At 67.5% G+C, this 15,570-nt stretch carries 17 protein-coding genes; 7 read left to right on the top strand and 10 right to left on the bottom strand.

The features are described from left to right. Positions 1-180: 180 nt before the first annotated feature. On the top strand, positions 181-822 hold the full coding sequence (locus AC07XS_RS11700; protein WP_054764542.1) for a TetR/AcrR family transcriptional regulator: 642 nt from the start codon (positions 181-183) through the stop codon (positions 820-822). A gap of 395 nt (positions 823-1,217) precedes the next feature. On the opposite strand, the gene AC07XS_RS11695 is transcribed toward AC07XS_RS11700, so the two are convergent. Genes AC07XS_RS11695 through AC07XS_RS11685 form a run of 3 tightly spaced genes read right to left on the bottom strand, consistent with a single transcriptional unit; the run spans position 1,218 to position 2,700 of the window. Beyond that, on the bottom strand, positions 1,218-1,829 hold the full coding sequence (locus AC07XS_RS11695) for a Smr/MutS family protein (RefSeq protein WP_182714541.1): 612 nt from the start codon (positions 1,827-1,829) through the stop codon (positions 1,218-1,220). Further along, complete coding sequence (locus AC07XS_RS11690) at positions 1,826-2,065, bottom strand: helix-turn-helix domain-containing protein (RefSeq protein WP_182714542.1); 240 nt, start codon at positions 2,063-2,065, stop codon at positions 1,826-1,828. The genes AC07XS_RS11695 and AC07XS_RS11690 overlap by 4 nt, the downstream gene beginning before the upstream one ends. A gap of 23 nt (positions 2,066-2,088) precedes the next feature. Next, a complete protein-coding gene (locus AC07XS_RS11685) occupies positions 2,089-2,700 on the bottom strand; it encodes a DUF2975 domain-containing protein (protein WP_182714543.1) in 612 nt (203 codons plus the stop codon). A gap of 463 nt (positions 2,701-3,163) precedes the next feature. Between AC07XS_RS11685 and rdgB the strand changes: the two genes are divergently transcribed. Further along, positions 3,164-3,781, top strand: a complete 618-nt coding sequence (gene rdgB, locus AC07XS_RS11680; protein WP_182714544.1) for an RdgB/HAM1 family non-canonical purine NTP pyrophosphatase — start codon at positions 3,164-3,166, stop codon at positions 3,779-3,781. Next, entirely contained in the window at positions 3,774-4,946 is a 1,173-nt protein-coding gene (gene hemW, locus AC07XS_RS11675) for a radical SAM family heme chaperone HemW (protein WP_182714545.1), read from the top strand. Before rdgB ends, hemW begins: the two co-directional genes overlap by 8 nt. Positions 4,947-4,955: 9 nt before the next feature. Here hemW and yihA read toward each other — a convergent pair whose 3' ends face one another. From yihA to rpmH, 4 genes are read right to left on the bottom strand one after another with little or no spacing between them, the layout of a single operon-like run. After that, a complete protein-coding gene (yihA, locus tag AC07XS_RS11670; protein ID WP_182714546.1) occupies positions 4,956-5,609 on the bottom strand; it encodes a ribosome biogenesis GTP-binding protein YihA/YsxC in 654 nt (217 codons plus the stop codon). Then, on the bottom strand, positions 5,606-7,405 hold the full coding sequence (yidC, locus tag AC07XS_RS11665) for a membrane protein insertase YidC (RefSeq protein ID WP_182714547.1): 1,800 nt from the start codon (positions 7,403-7,405) through the stop codon (positions 5,606-5,608). Before yidC ends, yihA begins: the two co-directional genes overlap by 4 nt. Beyond that, positions 7,402-7,818, bottom strand: coding sequence for a ribonuclease P protein component (gene rnpA, locus AC07XS_RS11660; protein WP_054764534.1), 417 nt, complete (start codon positions 7,816-7,818; stop codon positions 7,402-7,404). The genes yidC and rnpA overlap by 4 nt, the downstream gene beginning before the upstream one ends. A gap of 30 nt (positions 7,819-7,848) precedes the next feature. Beyond that, positions 7,849-7,983: a 50S ribosomal protein L34 gene (gene rpmH, locus AC07XS_RS11655; RefSeq protein WP_003164000.1), complete on the bottom strand. Its 135-nt coding sequence runs from the start codon at positions 7,981-7,983 to the stop codon at positions 7,849-7,851. Between the two features lie 126 nt (positions 7,984-8,109). On the opposite strand from rpmH, the gene AC07XS_RS11650 reads away from it, so the two are divergent. Both AC07XS_RS11650 and AC07XS_RS11645 read left to right on the top strand, forming a co-directional pair. Further along, the gene (locus AC07XS_RS11650; RefSeq protein ID WP_182714548.1) at positions 8,110-8,871 is read left to right on the top strand and encodes a TVP38/TMEM64 family protein; all 762 of its coding nucleotides are present in this window, start codon (positions 8,110-8,112) and stop codon (positions 8,869-8,871) included. Next, entirely contained in the window at positions 8,868-10,340 is a 1,473-nt protein-coding gene (locus AC07XS_RS11645; RefSeq protein WP_152949349.1) for a sensor histidine kinase, read from the top strand. Before AC07XS_RS11650 ends, AC07XS_RS11645 begins: the two co-directional genes overlap by 4 nt. A 3-nt stretch (positions 10,341-10,343) precedes the next feature. Here the strand turns inward: AC07XS_RS11645 and AC07XS_RS11640 are convergent, their stop codons facing one another. Next, complete coding sequence (locus AC07XS_RS11640) at positions 10,344-10,607, bottom strand: hypothetical protein (RefSeq protein ID WP_007390203.1); 264 nt, start codon at positions 10,605-10,607, stop codon at positions 10,344-10,346. A 153-nt stretch (positions 10,608-10,760) separates the two neighbouring features. On the opposite strand from AC07XS_RS11640, the gene AC07XS_RS11635 reads away from it, so the two are divergent. After that, on the top strand, positions 10,761-11,255 hold the full coding sequence (locus AC07XS_RS11635; protein ID WP_182714549.1) for a hypothetical protein: 495 nt from the start codon (positions 10,761-10,763) through the stop codon (positions 11,253-11,255). Positions 11,256-11,261: 6 nt separating this feature from the next. Here the strand turns inward: AC07XS_RS11635 and AC07XS_RS11630 are convergent, their stop codons facing one another. Both AC07XS_RS11630 and AC07XS_RS11625 read right to left on the bottom strand, forming a co-directional pair. Next, positions 11,262-12,311: a ribonucleotide-diphosphate reductase subunit beta gene (locus tag AC07XS_RS11630; RefSeq protein ID WP_182714550.1), complete on the bottom strand. Its 1,050-nt coding sequence runs from the start codon at positions 12,309-12,311 to the stop codon at positions 11,262-11,264. 168 nt (positions 12,312-12,479) lie between these two features. Next, positions 12,480-14,621 (bottom strand): response regulator, encoded by a 2,142-nt coding sequence (locus tag AC07XS_RS11625; RefSeq protein ID WP_321208092.1) that lies wholly within the window; start codon positions 14,619-14,621, stop codon positions 12,480-12,482. A 126-nt stretch (positions 14,622-14,747) separates the two neighbouring features. On the opposite strand from AC07XS_RS11625, the gene AC07XS_RS11620 reads away from it, so the two are divergent. Next, positions 14,748-15,527, top strand: a complete 780-nt coding sequence (locus tag AC07XS_RS11620; protein ID WP_054764530.1) for a nucleotidyltransferase family protein — start codon at positions 14,748-14,750, stop codon at positions 15,525-15,527. Positions 15,528-15,570: the final 43 nt, after the last annotated feature.

Below are 15,570 nucleotides of genomic sequence, written 5' to 3'. Positions count from 1 at the left end.
AGGAGAAAAATCGGCCGACCCATTTTCGTCATGGTTCCGTGATGCAAGCCGTCCCTCAGTATCGCGCCGATGACGAGGTCCGGGCCGCAACGCCTCTCCCGTCAGCTCAAGGCGCTTCACCCAAAGTCAACTCGGACCGCCTAGGCGCATCCGAAATTGCGTAGAGTTCAACCTGATTTCATGACCGAATCCGCCCTATCGACCGAAGCTGCGCCCCGCCTGAACCGTCGTCAGGCGGCCAAGGTGCGGACCCGCCAGAAGGTTTTGGACGCCGCCCGCTCCCTGTTCGCTGAGCGGGGCTATGAACCCGCCACCATCCGCGACATCGCCAAGGGCGCGGGCATGTCGACCGGCGCGGTCTTCGCCAACTTCCAGGACAAGGCCGAGCTGTTCGAGGCGGTCCTGACCGAGGACATGTCGCGCCTGGCCGAGGTGGTCGAGGCCGGGGCGCCCGAGGGCGAGCCGGTCCGCCAGCGTCTGCTGGGCGCGCTGAGCGCCGGCTATCATTCGTCGCTGGAGCATCTGCCCCTGTTCCAGGCCATCGTCGCCCGATCCTGGTTCCAGCCCCTGGCGGCCGAGATGCGCGCCCGGGCCGCGACCAAGAAGCTGCTGCTGACCATCGGCGATATTCTTCAAGAGGCGGTCGCCAAGGGCGAGCTGCGCCAGGACGCCGATCTGCGCCTGTTGGTCGAGCTGATCTGGGACGCCTATCTGTCCAACTATCGCCGCGCCGCCTATGACGAATGGGACGCAGCCGCCCTGTCGGACCATATGGGCAAGCAGATCGACGTTATCCTGGCCGGGGCCCTGTCGGCCAAATAGGCCGCCTTTCCCTTTTCAGAGCGCCCTTCAGGCCCGCCCGCGCCCGTCGCCGGCGGGCCTTCGTCCGTCTGGGGCCGGGCCTCGCATCGGACCGAGAAAAAACAGTCCGATGAGTCCCATCGGTCCGACGCCGTGATCGCGGTTTCGGACATCGAAAAAGACTGTCCGATGTGTCCGACGCCCTTTGTTCTAAAAGTGGATTTTGGGCGCATCGTATCGGACAGTCCGATCGGCGTCCGGCGGGCGGGAGGTGGAGAGACGTCCAGAGCCGCACAATGTCAAAGACCGGCCCGCAAGCCTAACACGGTTTCGAGGAGCGCCGGGTCGAGGCCGCCCGTGAGAGCTTGTCCCTTGAAAAGCCAGGACCTTGTCTTTGAACTTGCGAGGATCGACCCTCAGCCGCGGCGTTTCAGGGTGACGTAGAAGGCGCCGTCGCCGCCGTGGCGCCGATGGGCCGAGGTGAAGCCCGAGACCACGCCGCGCAGGGCCGGCGACTGCATCCATTCGGCGAAGGAGGCGCGGATGATCCCGCCGCCCAGCCGCCCTTGGCCGGTGATGACCAGGACCGCCCGCAGGCCGCGCGCCTGGCAGCCGGTCAGAAAGGCCCGCAGCTGGTCCTCGGCCTCGAACCGGCCGAAGCCGTGCAGGTCGATCCGGGCCTCGATCGGATCGCGCTCGCGCGACAGCCGCTGTTTGCGGCGGGGCTCCAGATCCTCAGGCGCGGGCCGGAGGCGAGAGGGCGCGGGGCGAACCGGGGAGCGCTGCTCGGACGTCGGTTCGGTGCGGGCGAACCGCGCGGGAGAGGTCTTGGCCGGGGGCTTTTCCGCGCGCGACAGAGGGTGGTCCGGGATCGGGGCGATCAGATGGGCCGGCGCCTCGGCGCCGGGCGTGACCCTCGCGGCCTTGCGCGTTCGGGGCGTCGAGACCGTGCCGGTGATGCGGTTCCAGATGCGACGGTCCTCGGGCGTCAGGCCGTTCTCGTCCCGGCCCGAACCCTTGCGCCTCATGCCGCTTCGTCGTCCTCGGTCGGGTCGGCGGGGCCGGGTTCATGGATGAGGAGATCGCCCGGCTGGCAGTTCAGTTCACGACACAGGGCGTCCAGGGTCGAAAACCGCACCGCCCGCGCCTTGCCCGTCTTCAGAACCGACAGATTGGCCACCGTGACCCCGACCCGGTCGGCCAGCTCGGTCAGCGACATGCGGCGTTCGACGAGGACGCGATCAAGCTGGACGCGGATGGCCATGGGGAAGTCCTAGCGGAAACGGTTCAGATCGTCAGTTCGGATTCGCGGCGCAGGCGCGCGCCCTCGCGAAAGACCTCCGCAAGGACGAAGACGATCAGGACGGAAAACACCGGGGTCAGGAGTTCGCCCAGCCCCTGGGGGTCCATGACGCCGGGCGCCAGGCGGGCGGCGACGACGCCCTGGGCCAGCCAGACCCCGCCGGTGACCAGGGCCAGGATCAGGCCGATCTGGCGCAGGCGGCGCACATTGGCCGGATGAAAGGGGTCGCCCATGATCAGAGTACGGAAGATGAGGCGCAGGCTGCGAAGAATCAGCATGAAGCCGCCGAAATAGGCGGTGGCCGCCCCCAGGCCGAACAGCAGAAGCAGCCGGGTCAGGGGCAGTTGGCGGCCGCCGGTGTCGCCGCTGACGGTGATGTTCACATTGTCCAGCGGGATGAAGACGGCCGCGATCAGCAGCAGAAGAAGAAGGCCGGTGACCAGCCAGAGCAGGACATAGGCCACGTCCAGGGCCACCTTCAGCACGCTGGAGACCGAACCCGGTCCCAGGGCGCGAAACGGGGCGGTGATCGGGGCCCACCGCTGCGGCGTGCGCCCCTCGCCTCGCTTCAGCAGATGGGGCAGGGGCAGGCGCATGGTCGGTCGGTGCTCAGGCCGGAAGGAAGGACGCGGCGGCTGCGCGGGGTCCGGCGAACCCGCACGCAGCCCTATACATCGCGATCTTCGTCAAGGTCGTCAAAGCTCTCGTGATCGATAAGGACTGGACTTGAGGTCGATCAAAAGGCTTGGACCAGGATGGCGACCAGGGCGGTCGGCAGGGCGGCGATCAGAACCGTGTTGACGAAGGCGGCGCCGACCTTGTCCAGCAGCAGCGAGAGGTTCATCGTATGCATAATGTGTCTCCGTTTTTCCTGTTGGGCGATCATCGCCCGGTTCGTGTTTTTCCCGCATGATCATGCCGGCTTTTTCCGGCGCCTTGAACGTTGCGGCCTCGTTCCTGACGATCAATAGATAGGCCGTGTCCTGCGGAAAATCACGTTACATATCGTTTAACGATATTAAACTTTGGCAATAGACTGTTTCAGGACTGTGATCGGCAATGAGTCTCAAGCTTTTCAAGGGGATGCGTATCGTCCTCGCCACCCACAATCCAGGCAAGGTTCCCGAGATCGCCGCCCTGCTGGGCGAAGGTTACGAGATCCTCACGGCGGGGCAGCTGAATCTGCCTGAACCCGAGGAGACAGAGACCACCTTCGCCGGCAACGCCCTGCTGAAGGCGCGCCATGCGGCCGATCGGTCGGGCGAGGTCGCCTTGGCCGACGATTCGGGCCTGTCGGTCGCGGCCCTGGACGGGGCGCCGGGCATCTATTCCGCCCGCTGGGCCGGTCCGGGCAAGGATTTCGCCGTGGCCATGAAGAAGGTGGAGGCGCGGCTGGAGGAGATCGAGGCTGCGGACATGAGCGCCTGGTTCACCTCGGCCCTGGCCGTCGCCTGGCCGGACGGGCCCAGCGTGGTGGTCGAGGGGGTGGTGCGGGGTCGGCTGACCTTTCCGCCGCGCGGCGACCGGGGCTTCGGCTATGATCCGATCTTCATTCCGGACGAGGCGCCTGATGACGCAAGCGGCCTGACCTTCGGGGAGATGGAGCCTGCGGCCAAGGAGGCGATCAGCCACCGCACCCGCGCCTTCGCCAAGCTGAGAGCCGCCCTGATTGACTGATCCCGCCCAGACCTGGGTCGATCCGGGAACGGATGTCGGCCTCTATGTCCACTGGCCCTATTGTTCGCGCATCTGCCCCTATTGCGACTTCAACGTGGTGCGCGACCGGGGGCGGGTCGAGGAACAGGGGCGGCTGGTCGAGGCGATCCTGGCCGATCTGCGGGGCCAGCGCGCCCTGATCGGGCCGCGTCGGCTGGCCTCGGTCTTCTTCGGCGGGGGGACGCCGTCGCTGATGGCGCCGGAGGCGGTGGCGCGGATCATCGACCAGGCCCGCGACCTGTTCCCGCCGTCAGGGCCGATCGAGATTTCGCTGGAGGCCAATCCGACCGATGCGGAGGCGGCCCGGTTCGACGCCCTGGCCCAGGCCGGGATCAATCGGCTGTCCATGGGGGTGCAGGCCCTGGACGACGCCGCCCTGCGGTTTCTGGGGCGCGACCATTCGGCGGCCGAGGCGCGGCGCGCGGTCGCCCTGGCCGGACGCGCCTTTGACCGGCTGTCCATCGACCTGATCTACGCCCGGCCGGGCCAGACGCCCGACGACTGGGCGACGGAGCTGGGCGCGGCGCTGGACATGGGGTTCGAACACGTCTCGCCCTATCAGCTGACGCTCGAGCCGACGACGGCCTTCGGCCGGGCCCTGGCGCGCGGAACCCTGGTCCCGCCGGACGAGGACCAGGCCGCGGCCCTGTACGAGACCACCCAGGCGGTGCTCGAGGCCGCCCGTTTCGACGCCTATGAGGTGTCCAACCATGCGCGGGGCGTGGCGGCCCGGTCGGCCCATAATCTGCATGTCTGGCGCGGCGGGGACTATCTGGGCCTGGGGCCGGGGGCGCATGGGCGACTGACCCTGGACGGCGTTCGCACCGCAAACGTCGCCCATCGCCGCATCGGCGACTATGCGGCAGGGGTGCAGGCGGGCGCCCCCTGGGCCGAGGTCGAACGGCTGGACGCCGCCGGGGCGGCGGAGGAGCGGCTGCTGCTGGGGTTGAGGACGGTGGAGGGGGCGCCGGTCGGCGTATTGGGGGACCTGGGCCTGTCGCCCGAGGCGGAACCGACCGCGGACCTGATCGCCGACGGCTTTCTGACGGTCACGGGCGGGCGGCTGGTCGCCACCCCGCGCGGGCGGCCGGTGCTGGACGGAGTGCTGAAGGCCCTGCTGACCTGACGCCGCGCCTCAGCCCAGGGTCGCGCCGGTGGTGCGCATGATCTCAGCCCGCAGCTCAGGCAGGCCCAGCCCCTTTTCGGAGGAGGTCAGGGCCACCACGGGGAAGGCGGCGGGGCGTTTGGAAATGGCCTTCAGCGTGGCCTCCTGCATCCGCTCGCCCTCGCCCTTCTTCAGCTTGTCGGCCTTGGTCAGGACGATCTGATAGGAGACGGCGGCCAGATCCAGGGCGTCCAGCGCCTCGGCGTCCACGCTCTTCAGCCCATGGCGGCTGTCGATCAGCAGATAGACCCGTTTCAGGGTGACCCGGCCGCGCAGGTAATCGCGCCCCAGGTCCTGGAACTTCTTGACCGTGGTCTTGGACGCCTTGGCCCAGCCGTAGCCGGGCAGGTCGACCAGCCGCAGCCGGCCGTCCAGATCAAAGAAGTTGACCTCGCGCGTCCGGCCCGGCTCGTTGGAGGCTCTGGCCAGCTTGTGCATGCCGACCAGGCCGTTGATCAGGCTGGACTTGCCGACGTTGGAGCGGCCCGCGAAGGCGATCTCGGGCAGGTCCGGATCGGGCAGTTGCTCGATCTTGGCCGCCCCCATGACGAAGGTCGCCGGCCGCGCGAACAGAATCCGTGCGGCCTCGATCTCTTCGGGGCTGAACTCGGTTTCCTCGATCACGCGGGCTTTTTCTTGAAACGGGCGATGAAGTCGTCGATCGGATTCTCGGCCTTGTAGCGGTGCATGATGACGTACTGCTGCAGGATGGTCAGGATGTTCGACCAGGCCCAATAGACCAGCAGGCCCGCCGCAAAGGGCGCCATGATGAAGGTGAAGACCAGGGGCATGAACTGGAAGATCTGGCGCTGGACCGGATCGGCCGCAGGCGGGTTCATCGCCGTCTGCAGCCACATGGTCAGGCCGTAGGCGACCGCCAGCAGACCGATGCCTAGAGGCCCGACCAGCAGCCCCCCCAGGAGCGGCAGGGTCGCCGGATCCCAGGGGATCAGGCCGAACAGGTTCCACACCACCGAGGGATCGCGCGCCGACAGGTCGTGGATGAAACCCAGGAACGGCTGGTGGCGCATTTCGATGGTGACCGTCAGCACCTTGTACAGGGCGTAGAAGACCGGGATCTGGAGCAGAAGCGGAAGACAGCCGGCGACCGGATTGATCTTCTCCTTCTGGTACAGGGCCATGGTCTCCTGCTGCTGCTTCTGCGGATCGTCTTTGAACTTCTTCTTGATCTCCTCCATCTTGGGCTGGAGGTTCCGCATCTTGGACATCGAGGCGTAGGCGTTGTTGGCCAGGGGGAACATCACCAGTTTGACGATGACGGTCAGGGCCAGGATGGCGACGCCGAAGCTGCCGACCAGGCCGTAGACATTCTCCAGGATCCAGAAGATCGGGCGTGTCAGGAACCAGAACATGCCCCAGTCGATCGCATAGACGAAGCGCGGCAGGTTGAGGTTGGTCTCATAGGTCTTCAGCACCTCGGCCCGCTTGACGCCGGCGAACAGGCGCTGGGTCTCGGTGGCGGTTCCGCCGGGCTGGATGGTGCGGGTCGCGCCCAGGACGTTGGCTTCCAGCTGCGGCTGGCCGCCCGGAACCTCGCGGACCCGGAATTCGGTTTCGACCGCCTCGTCCTGCTGCGGCAGCAGGGCCGCCAGCCAGTATTTGTCGGTGATGCCCAGCCAGCCGCCGGTCGAGGCGTTCTCGATCCGCGGCTCCTTCAGCCAGTCCTTGTACTTCTTCTGCTCGGTCCGGTAGTCGCCCGGCTTGCCGAAGGTGCCGATGGCGCCTTCGTGGACGATGTGGGACGAGCCGGCCAGGGGCGGCACGCCCTGGCGCTGGACGCTGCCGTAGGGGGCGATGGTGATGGCCTGGGTTCCCAGGTTCTGGACTGTGTCCTTGATCGAGAAGACGTAGCGGTCGTCGACCGAGACCACGCGGGTGAAGCGCAGACCTTGCCCATTGTCCCAGGTCAGGGTGACCGGGCTGGTCGGGGTCAGGGTCGAACCGGCGGTCAGATGCCACAGGGTGTTGGGGCCAGGGACGCCGCCGGCCACATTGGGACCGGTCCAGCCGAACTGGGCGAAATAGGCGTTCTGCATCCCCTGGGGGCGGAACAGTTCGACCGGCTCAGGCTTGTCCTGGACCTCCTTGTAGTCGGTCAGGAACAGGTCGTCGATCCGACCGCCCTGAAGCGACAGCGACCCCTTCAGGGTGCCGGACTGGATCGGCACGCGCGCGGCGGTGCTCAGCGCCTGGCGGCGATCGGTGACGAAGGTCGTCCCCTGGGGGCTCAAGGCCGTGCGGGCGGCGTTCCTGGCCGTCTGAGACTGTTCGGCCTGGGCCTGCTGCTGGACGGCGCGGCGCTCGGCCTGGGGCCGCAGCACGGCGAACCAATAGACCCCCAGGATCAGGGCCGAGCACACGATGAAGAGGATCGTGTTGCGCGAGTTCTCGTTTTTCATGGATTCGGGCGGTCCTGGCCGGAGGGGGCGGGGGCGGGCGAAGGCCGGTCGGCCCCCCGATCGTTTCTCGGTGTCGCCAGCCTTGTAAGCGTCGATTTCACATCGTCAAGCAGACGGTCCCACGCCCGCTCGGTGGTGCCCATGCGGGCGATGAAGACATAGTCGCTACCGGGCACGCCATATTGGGGCAGCATGGCCCGCGCGGCCTCGCGCAGGCGGCGTTTGGCGCGGTTCCTGACCACCGCCCCGCCGATCTTGCGCGTGGCGGTGAAGCCCAGGCCGACGTGCGGCGAACCGTCGCCGCGATCCAGCCTCTGGATCACCACCCCGCCGCGCGCTTCGGAAACGCCTTTGGCGGCCGCCAGGAACTGGGGCCGCCGCAACAGACGCTTGATCTGTAAAGGGTCGCTCATGCGTCCTTGGCTTTCGGACGCGAGAGCCGCTTACGCCGTCAGGCGCTTGCGGCCCTTGGCGCGACGGCGCGCAACGATCTTCTGGCCGTTCTTGGTGGCCATCCGGCTGCGGAAGCCGTGACGGCGCTTGCGCACGAGTCGCGACGGCTGATAGGTCCGCTTCACGGTCGGCTCCTGACGTTAAAAGGTTGGGCGACGGGGCGAAAGGCGTCCGCCGCAGGAAGGGCGGGCGTATAAGTCGCATGGTCGCGCGAGTCAACGCTCGACCGGCAATTCGGGATTGAAGCGCGTATGGCGAAACGAACGGCGAAGGACTGGGCCCTGCGGTTGACCCCGCTGGCGGTCATCGCCGGCCTGGTGGCCGCCTTCTTCGCCCTGGGCTGGAACCGCTATCTGTCGATGGACCTGATCCGCGAGCATGGGCTGAACCTGCAGGCCTACGCCCAGGCCCATTGGTGGACCGCCCTGGTCGCCTTCATCGCCGTCTACGCCGTCGCCACCGCCTCCACCATTCCGGGGCCGGTCTTTCTGACCCTGCTGGGCGGGATGATGTTCGGCCCCTATGTCGGCGCCCTGGCCCAGGCCAGCGGAGCGACCCTCGGCTCGGTCGTGATCTATATGGTCTATCGCACCTCGATCGGAACCTGGCTGCGCGCCAAGTTCGAGGCGGACGCCGGCTTCATGGACCGGCTGGCCAAGGGGATCGACCGCAACGCCTTCACCACCCTGTTCACCCTGCGCGTCATCCCCAGCGTCCCCTTCGTCCTGGTCAACGCCACGGCGGGCATGATGGCGGTGCCGCTGCGCCCCTATGTGGTCGCGACCTTCATCGGCCTGTTGCCGTCCACCTTCATCTACACCTGGATCGGATCGCAGCTGGGCGACCTGCTGCGGGCCGGGGTGCAGCCGGACCTGCCCATGCTGCTGCGCCAGTTCTTCTGGCCGCTGATGGGGGTGGTCTTCCTGTCCCTGCTGCTGCCCATCGGCATCAAACTGGTTCAGATGATCCGCGCCCGACGCGCCCGAAGCCAGGGAGGGGCGGCCCCGGCATGATCCCCCTGTTCGATCGGCTCGCGACGGCGCTAAAGCTGTCGCCCCAGACGGCGGAGACCTGGCGCGAGCGGCTGCGGCCCCGGGCGCCCGACGGCCTGTCGGCGCGGCTGCTGCTGCTGACCTTCGCCTTCACCCTGGCTGTGGAGGCCCTGATCATGGGGCCGAACCTGGCCGCCTTCCACGAGCGCTGGCTGCGCGACCGGCTCCAGGCCGCCGAACTGGCCTCGGTCGGGGTGGAGGCCCTGCCCTACAGCGCGGTGGAGGACGATACGGCGGCCGAGCTGATGCGGATCGGCGGGGTCCAGGCCGTGGCCCTGACCGAACAGGGGGTGCGGCGGCTGCTGCTCCAGGCGCCCAACCTGCCGCGCGCGCCGGAGCTGATCGACCTGCGTCAACAGAACAGCTGGGCGCGGCTGACCGACCCCTGGCGCACCCTATTCGGCCATCCGGACCGGTCGCTGCGGGTCCAGGCCAAGCCCCGCTATCGCTCCGGCGACTTCATCGAGATCGTCACCCCGGCCCAGCCGTTGAAACTGGAGCTGAAGGCCTTCCTTCTGAACAGTCTGCTGGTCAGCCTGCTGGTGTCCCTGACGGCGGGCGCCCTGCTCTATGGGGGTCTGGCGCTTCTGGTGCTGCGGCCGCTCCAGCGCGTCACCCGCTCGATGGAGCGGTTCGCCGCCGATCCCGAGAGCGAGGCCGAGACCCCGTCGGACCGGCATGACGAGATCGGCCGGGTCGAGCGCGAACTGGCCCGGATGCAGGAGGAGGTGCGCCAGTCCCTGCGCTCCCGCGCCCGGCTTGTGGCCCTGGGCGAGGCGGTGGCCAAGATCAACCACGACCTGCGCAACATGCTGACCTCGGCCCAGATGGCGTCGGAGCGGCTGGCGACCTCGGCCGACCCCCAGGTGGCCAAGGCCCTGCCCCGGCTGGAGCGGGCGCTGAGCCGGGCCGCAAGCCTGTCGCGCAATGTGCTGGAGTACGGCCGCAGCGAGGAGCCGGCGCCCCAGAAGACCCGCGTGGTCCTGACCAAGGCCCTGACCCTGGCGGCCGAGGACGCCGGCCTGGAGCCGGAGGGAGTGCGGCTGATCAAACAGGTGCCCGCCCGGTTCGCGGTCGAGGCCGATCCGGATCAGCTGTACCGCATCCTGGTCAATCTGATGCGCAACGCCCGCCAGGCCATAGAGGCCGATCCCGGCCGACCCGCCGAGCGGCGCGGCAAGGGGGCCGTCACCGTCAGCGCCTTCGGTCAGGACGGGGTCTGCGTCGTCCGCATAGCCGACGACGGGCCGGGCATTCCGCCGCGCCTGGCCGAACGTCTGTTCGAACCCTTCGTCAGCTCCAAGAGTTCGGACGGATCGGGCCTGGGCCTGACCATATCGCGCGAACTGGCCGCCCTGCACGGCGGCGAGTTGAGACTGGTTCCCGGCGACGGAAGCGGGGCGGTGTTCGAGTTGCGGCTGCCCGCCTGACAGCTATTCCAGCCCGTCGTCGGTGACGACGAAGGGTCGGTCAGCGGCCTTGGCCTGGGCCGCCAGCTCTTCCTGCACCAGGTGCCAGCGACGCAGGCGTTCATAGCTGATGGCGTGTTCGGGCGAGGCGTCCAGCCAATGGCGGAAGTCCTCGATCTGCAGACGGGCGTTGGGGGCGGCCGGGTCCGGCAGGGCCGGGACGTTGGGCAGTTGACGCGCCACATCGGCGGGAATGGGGAAGTCTCCGGACGAGGTGCTCAGGATCATGAAGGGCGGCTCGGCGTCGATTGTGCGTCAGTGGAGAGGGGAACCATGACGCGAAGCGCGGCCGGGCGCCACCTTTTCGTCATGACAGCGTTGTTGCCGCAAACGCCCTTTACGGCCAAGGTTGGCCGACAGGGTCTGAACCGGGAGATGTCCATGACCATTCGCACGTCCCTGATGTCCGCCTTGCTGGCGGCGACGGCCGCCGCGGCGCCCCTTTCGGCAGCCGCCCAGCAGGCGCCGGACCCCTATGGCGATCAGCGTGTCCTGCCCGATCCCAACGACCCCAAGGCGCGCGAGGCCCTGGAGCGGGCACGGGGCGAGGCCTATCACCGGGCCGATGACTCCAAACAGACCGAGGAGGAACTGCGCACCACCCGCGCCCTGAACGCCGAGATCGCCGCCCAGAACGCCCTGGCCGACAAGGCCGACGAGGCCGCTCGGCTGGAATATGACGCCGCCGTGGCCCGGCGCCAGATCGAGATCCGGCGGATCGAAGAGGAGGCGCGAGCGGTCGCCGAGGCGACTCGCGCGGCCCAGGAGCAGTACGACCGCGACTACGCCGCCTGGCGCGAACAGGTGCGCCTGTGCCAGTCGGGCTTCCGCGAGGCCTGCACGGCCCGACCCGCCTGGGTAAGGCCGCAGCCCTGAACCGGATCAGCCGGCGACCAGGCTCATGTCGCGCCGGGCCATCATCCGGTCGAACTCGGTCCAGACGCCGTCGGCGCCGTGCCAGCTGCCTTGCGTCGCCGCCTTCGAATATTCGGTGGCGCGGGCCTCGAAGAAGTTGGCGTGTTCGACGCCCGACAGCAGGGCCTGCAGCCAGGGCAGCGGGTTTTCCTTGACCCCATAGACCTCGGGCAGCTTCAGCTGGCGCAGGCGCCAGTCGGCGATGAAGCGGATGTACTGTTTGATGTCGTCGGGGGTCATGCCATCGACCGCGCCCATTTCGAAGGCCAGGTCGATGAACTTGTCCTCCATCTTCACCACCGTCTTGCAGCAGTCGACGATGTCGTCGGCCACGGCCTGGGTGACGGCGCCCGTCTCCTTGTTGAAGGCGTGATACAGCTTGATGATGCCCTCGCAGTGCAGGCTCTCGTCGCGAACCGACCAGGAAACGATCTGGCCCATCCCCTTCATCTTGTTCATGCGCGGGAAGTTCATCAGCATCGCAAACGACGCGAACAGCTGAACCCCTTCGGAGAAGCCGCCGAACATGGCCAGGGTCCGGCAGATGTCGGCGTCCGAATCCACGCCGAACTGGCCCATATAGTCGTGCTTGTCCCGCATGGCCTCATATTCCATGAAGGCGCCGAACTCGCTCTCGGGCATGCCGATGGTCTCGAGCAGCAGGGCGTAGGCCGCGATATGGATGGTCTCCATATTGCCGAAGGCGGCCAGCATCATCTTCACCTCGGTCGGTTTGAACACCCGGCCGTAGCGTTCCATGTAGTTGTCCTGAACCTCGATGTCCGCCTGGGTGAAGAAGCGGAAGATCTGGGTCAGCAGATTGCGTTCGTTGTCGTTCAGGGTCGAGGCCCAGTCCTTGACGTCCTCGCCCAGCGGCACCTCTTCGGGCATCCAGTGGACCTGCTGCTGCTTCTTCCACATGTCGAAGGCCCACGGATAGCGGAAGGGCTTGTAGGCCACGGAGGGCGTCAGAAGACCGGCGCGGTCGGGGCGGATGATCGGGGTGATGGCGTTCATCGAACTGGACCTGAAAGAGCGATTCCGGAGAGGCCTGCACCATGCGACTCGGCGCGCCCGGCGCCAAGTCGGAAATCATCTATGTTGCGATCACATTTTATCCTACCGCTACATCTTGTGTGCGGCGGTTAAGAAGCTGGGGACGGCCCTGGGGATGGGCGCCCCGCCTCAGGCGGCCTGGGCGTCGTCCCGACGGTTAGACGCCGCAGCCAGGGCGGTGTCGATCGCCGCATAGAGGGCCGCCTGGGTGATGGGCTTGGCCAGATGACCGTCCATGCCGGCGGCCAGGCAGCGGGCGGCGTCTTCGGGCATGGCCTCGGCGGTGACGGCCAGGACGGCGACGTCGGCGGCCGGTCCAGCCAGACTGCGGATGGCGCAGGTGGCGGCGATCCCGTCCATGACCGGCATGCGGACGTCCATCAGGACTAGGTCGAAGGCGCCGGCCGCGACGGCCTCCACCGCCTCGGCGCCGTCACACGCCTCGGCCGTGTCGCAGTCGGCCGCCTCCAGCATGACCCGCATCAGATTGCGGTTCAGGGGATGGTCGTCCACGACGAGGATCCGCATGCGCCGCGCCTCCAACGGCTGGGGGGCGTCGCTCTGAACGATTTCGACCGGCTCGGCTGGGATTTCGACGGTGAAGGTCGTTCCCATGCCGGGCGCGCTCTCCACCGAAATGGTTCCGCCCAGTCGGTCCACATGGCTCTTGGCCAGGGCCAGACCCACTCCCGCGCCCTGATGCGCCCGGCTGGTGGTGGCGTCCGCCTGCTGGAACAGGGAGAAGACGCCGCAGAGCACCTCATCCGTCATGCCGCAGCCGGTGTCGTGAATTTGCACGCGGAGATGATCGCCCCGTCGGTCCGCCACGACCCGCACGCCGCCCAGGCCGGTGAATTTCACGGCGTTGGCGCTGAGATGGTGCAGAATCTGGCGCAGACGCCGGCCGTCGGTCCAGACCCCGCCCTGGGCCTCGGGGGCGATGCTGACGGTGAAGTCCAGGCCGCGAACATTCGCCCACTCCCGCGACGGCGCGACCGCCTCTTCGATCAAGGCGGGGATGTCGGTCGGTTTCAGCGCCACCTCGGCCCCGCCGTGGGACACCTCCAGCAGATCCTCAATCAGGCGCAGCATGGCCTCGCCGCACTGTTTGATCGCCTCGACCTGACGGCGCCCCTCGTCGTCCAGCCCAGGACGTCGGGCCAGAAGGTCGGCATATCCGGTGACGCCGGTCAGAGGCGTGCGCATCTCGTGGCTCATCATGGCCAGGAAGCGGGACTTGGCCTGATCGGCCGTCTCGGCCCGTTTGACGGCGGCTAGGGCGGCCTCGGTGCGCACGCCCAATCGCGTCATCAGCCGCCGCCGCTCGGTCGATAAAGTGGTGATCGGCAGGGCGGTGACGACCAGAGTCAGAAGAAACAGATGCAGGACGCTCATCTGCCGCATGACGGTCGGGACCGTGTCCAGAACCGGGTCAGGCTGAAGGCGCGTCAGGGTGACGGGGCCGTGACCCGTCACGGTGGCGCCCACGGCGATGACCGTAACCCACAGAACCGCCCCTGCGGTCCAGGGCGGAGACAGTCGGAAGGCCAGCAGGATCAGAGGCGGCAGGATCATGAACAGGATCGGCGCCTGGTTCTGGCCGAAGGCCCAGACCACGGCGGCGGTCACAAGAACCATCAGGAGCACGAATTCAGTGGGTCGGGCCTGGGCGTCGGAGCGGAAGCGGTGACTGCGCGCCACCAGCAACAGGGTCGGCGTGACGATCATCATCGCCAGCAGTTCCATGTCGAAGAGGTGCCGCATCCGAAAGCCTAGGCTTTCCAACGGCGGTCCGCTGACGACGACGGCGACAAGGCCGGCCAGGAGGGTGGTGAAGGCGACGGAGGGCGCCGCAGCGATCAGGGCGAACCGCAGCAGCCGTTTCGGACGACGCATGTCCAGGGCGGCGCCGCAGAAGCGACGGATCAGCAGGGTGGCGACGATCACCTGGGTCATGTTGAAGGCGACGTTGGTGACCGCGATCACGGCGGCGTCGCCGCGTATGATGTTGCTGACCAGATTGATCAGGGCGCACCCGACCAGAACCCCCAGGGCCTTGTAACGCGACAACTGCAGGACTGCGGCCAGCAACACCGCATTAGCCGGCCACATCACCTTGGCGTCCAGCGCGGCTACGCTCCACAGACCCAGAAGCTGGGAGGCGACGAACAGCAGCAGATAGACGGAGGGCGGGGGACCCGCCTCCTGTCCGGCGTCATGGCGGAAGAACCGCCAGCGCCCGCGCCGCATGGATGTCGTCAGACCGACCATGCTTCACCCGTGAATGAATATCCTAAGAATACGGTTTTGCGACGCCTAGGTAGAATTGCGGAGAAGGGGGCAGGAACCGCCGATGCGGGCCGTCGTTCCACTGCCCTCGCCAATCCAGGGCCCGCCATGTCCGACGTCATCGCCGAACCGACCTTCGAGCCGCCGCCGGACGCCCTGGCCTTCTATGAGGAAAGCCTGGGGTTGCTGAAGGAGAGCGGCATACCGTTTCTGCTGTCGGGCACCTACGCCGTCACCGCCTATACGGGGGTGCGCCGCCCGACCAAGGATCTGGACGTCTTCTGCAAGCCCGGCGACTATCCCCGCATTCTCGCCTATTTCCAGAAGCGCGGCTATCGCACCGACGTGGAGGACGAACGCTGGATCGCCAAGGTCTGGAAGGACGACCGGCATTTCTTCGACGTCATCTTCGCCATGTCGAACGGCGCCATCGCCGTGTCGGACAGCTGGTTCGGCGGAGATGTGATCCGGGTCTATGGCCATGAGGTGCGGATCACCCCGCCCACGGCCCTGATCCTGTCCAAGGTCTTCATCCAGGACCGCTATCGTTACGACGGGGCGGATGTGAACCACGTCATTCTGAAACAGTCCGACGCCGTGGACTGGAAGAGCCTGCTGGACCAGATGGACCTCTATTGGGAGGTGCTGGCCGCCCATCTGCTGAACTTCCGCTTCGCCTATCCGACCGAGCGCGACCGGGTGCCGCGCTGGCTGATGGAGGAGCTGACCGAACGGCTGGCGGCCCAGATTGACCTGCCACCCCCGCGGGTGAAGGTGTGCCGCGGCCGTCTTCTGAGCCCGCGCGACTATGTGATCGACGTCGCCGAGTGGGGCTTCGGCGACGTGGTCGGCAAGGGGCTGGAAGAACGCCACGATCCCGTGACCTGAGCCCCCGCTGGAGAGCGACCCATGACCGACGCCCCCCAACCCC

It is taken from the genome of Brevundimonas sp. GW456-12-10-14-LB3 (assembly GCF_059424365.1).
This window is presented reverse-complemented; position numbering and strand designations above follow the sequence as displayed.

What these genes read in the sequence shown, in the direction of transcription:
- AC07XS_RS11635 (WP_182714549.1), top strand. Translation starts at nt 10,761, where the DNA reads ATGACCATTCGCACGTCCCTGATGTCCGCCTTGCTGGCGGCGACGGCC.
- AC07XS_RS11630 (WP_182714550.1), bottom strand. Translation starts at nt 12,311, where the DNA reads ATGAACGCCATCACCCCGATCATCCGCCCCGACCGCGCCGGTCTTCTG.
- AC07XS_RS11620 (WP_054764530.1), top strand. Translation starts at nt 14,748, where the DNA reads ATGTCCGACGTCATCGCCGAACCGACCTTCGAGCCGCCGCCGGACGCC.
- rnpA (WP_054764534.1), bottom strand. Translation starts at nt 7,818, where the DNA reads ATGAGCGACCCTTTACAGATCAAGCGTCTGTTGCGGCGGCCCCAGTTC.
- AC07XS_RS11695 (WP_182714541.1), bottom strand. Translation starts at nt 1,829, where the DNA reads ATGAGGCGCAAGGGTTCGGGCCGGGACGAGAACGGCCTGACGCCCGAG.
- yidC (WP_182714547.1), bottom strand. Translation starts at nt 7,405, where the DNA reads ATGAAAAACGAGAACTCGCGCAACACGATCCTCTTCATCGTGTGCTCG.
- AC07XS_RS11690 (WP_182714542.1), bottom strand. Translation starts at nt 2,065, where the DNA reads ATGGCCATCCGCGTCCAGCTTGATCGCGTCCTCGTCGAACGCCGCATG.
- rdgB (WP_182714544.1), top strand. Translation starts at nt 3,164, where the DNA reads ATGAGTCTCAAGCTTTTCAAGGGGATGCGTATCGTCCTCGCCACCCAC.
- AC07XS_RS11625 (WP_321208092.1), bottom strand. Translation starts at nt 14,621, where the DNA reads ATGGTCGGTCTGACGACATCCATGCGGCGCGGGCGCTGGCGGTTCTTC.
- AC07XS_RS11685 (WP_182714543.1), bottom strand. Translation starts at nt 2,700, where the DNA reads ATGCGCCTGCCCCTGCCCCATCTGCTGAAGCGAGGCGAGGGGCGCACG.
- AC07XS_RS11650 (WP_182714548.1), top strand. Translation starts at nt 8,110, where the DNA reads ATGGCGAAACGAACGGCGAAGGACTGGGCCCTGCGGTTGACCCCGCTG.
- AC07XS_RS11645 (WP_152949349.1), top strand. Translation starts at nt 8,868, where the DNA reads ATGATCCCCCTGTTCGATCGGCTCGCGACGGCGCTAAAGCTGTCGCCC.
- AC07XS_RS11640 (WP_007390203.1), bottom strand. Translation starts at nt 10,607, where the DNA reads ATGATCCTGAGCACCTCGTCCGGAGACTTCCCCATTCCCGCCGATGTG.
- AC07XS_RS11700 (WP_054764542.1), top strand. Translation starts at nt 181, where the DNA reads ATGACCGAATCCGCCCTATCGACCGAAGCTGCGCCCCGCCTGAACCGT.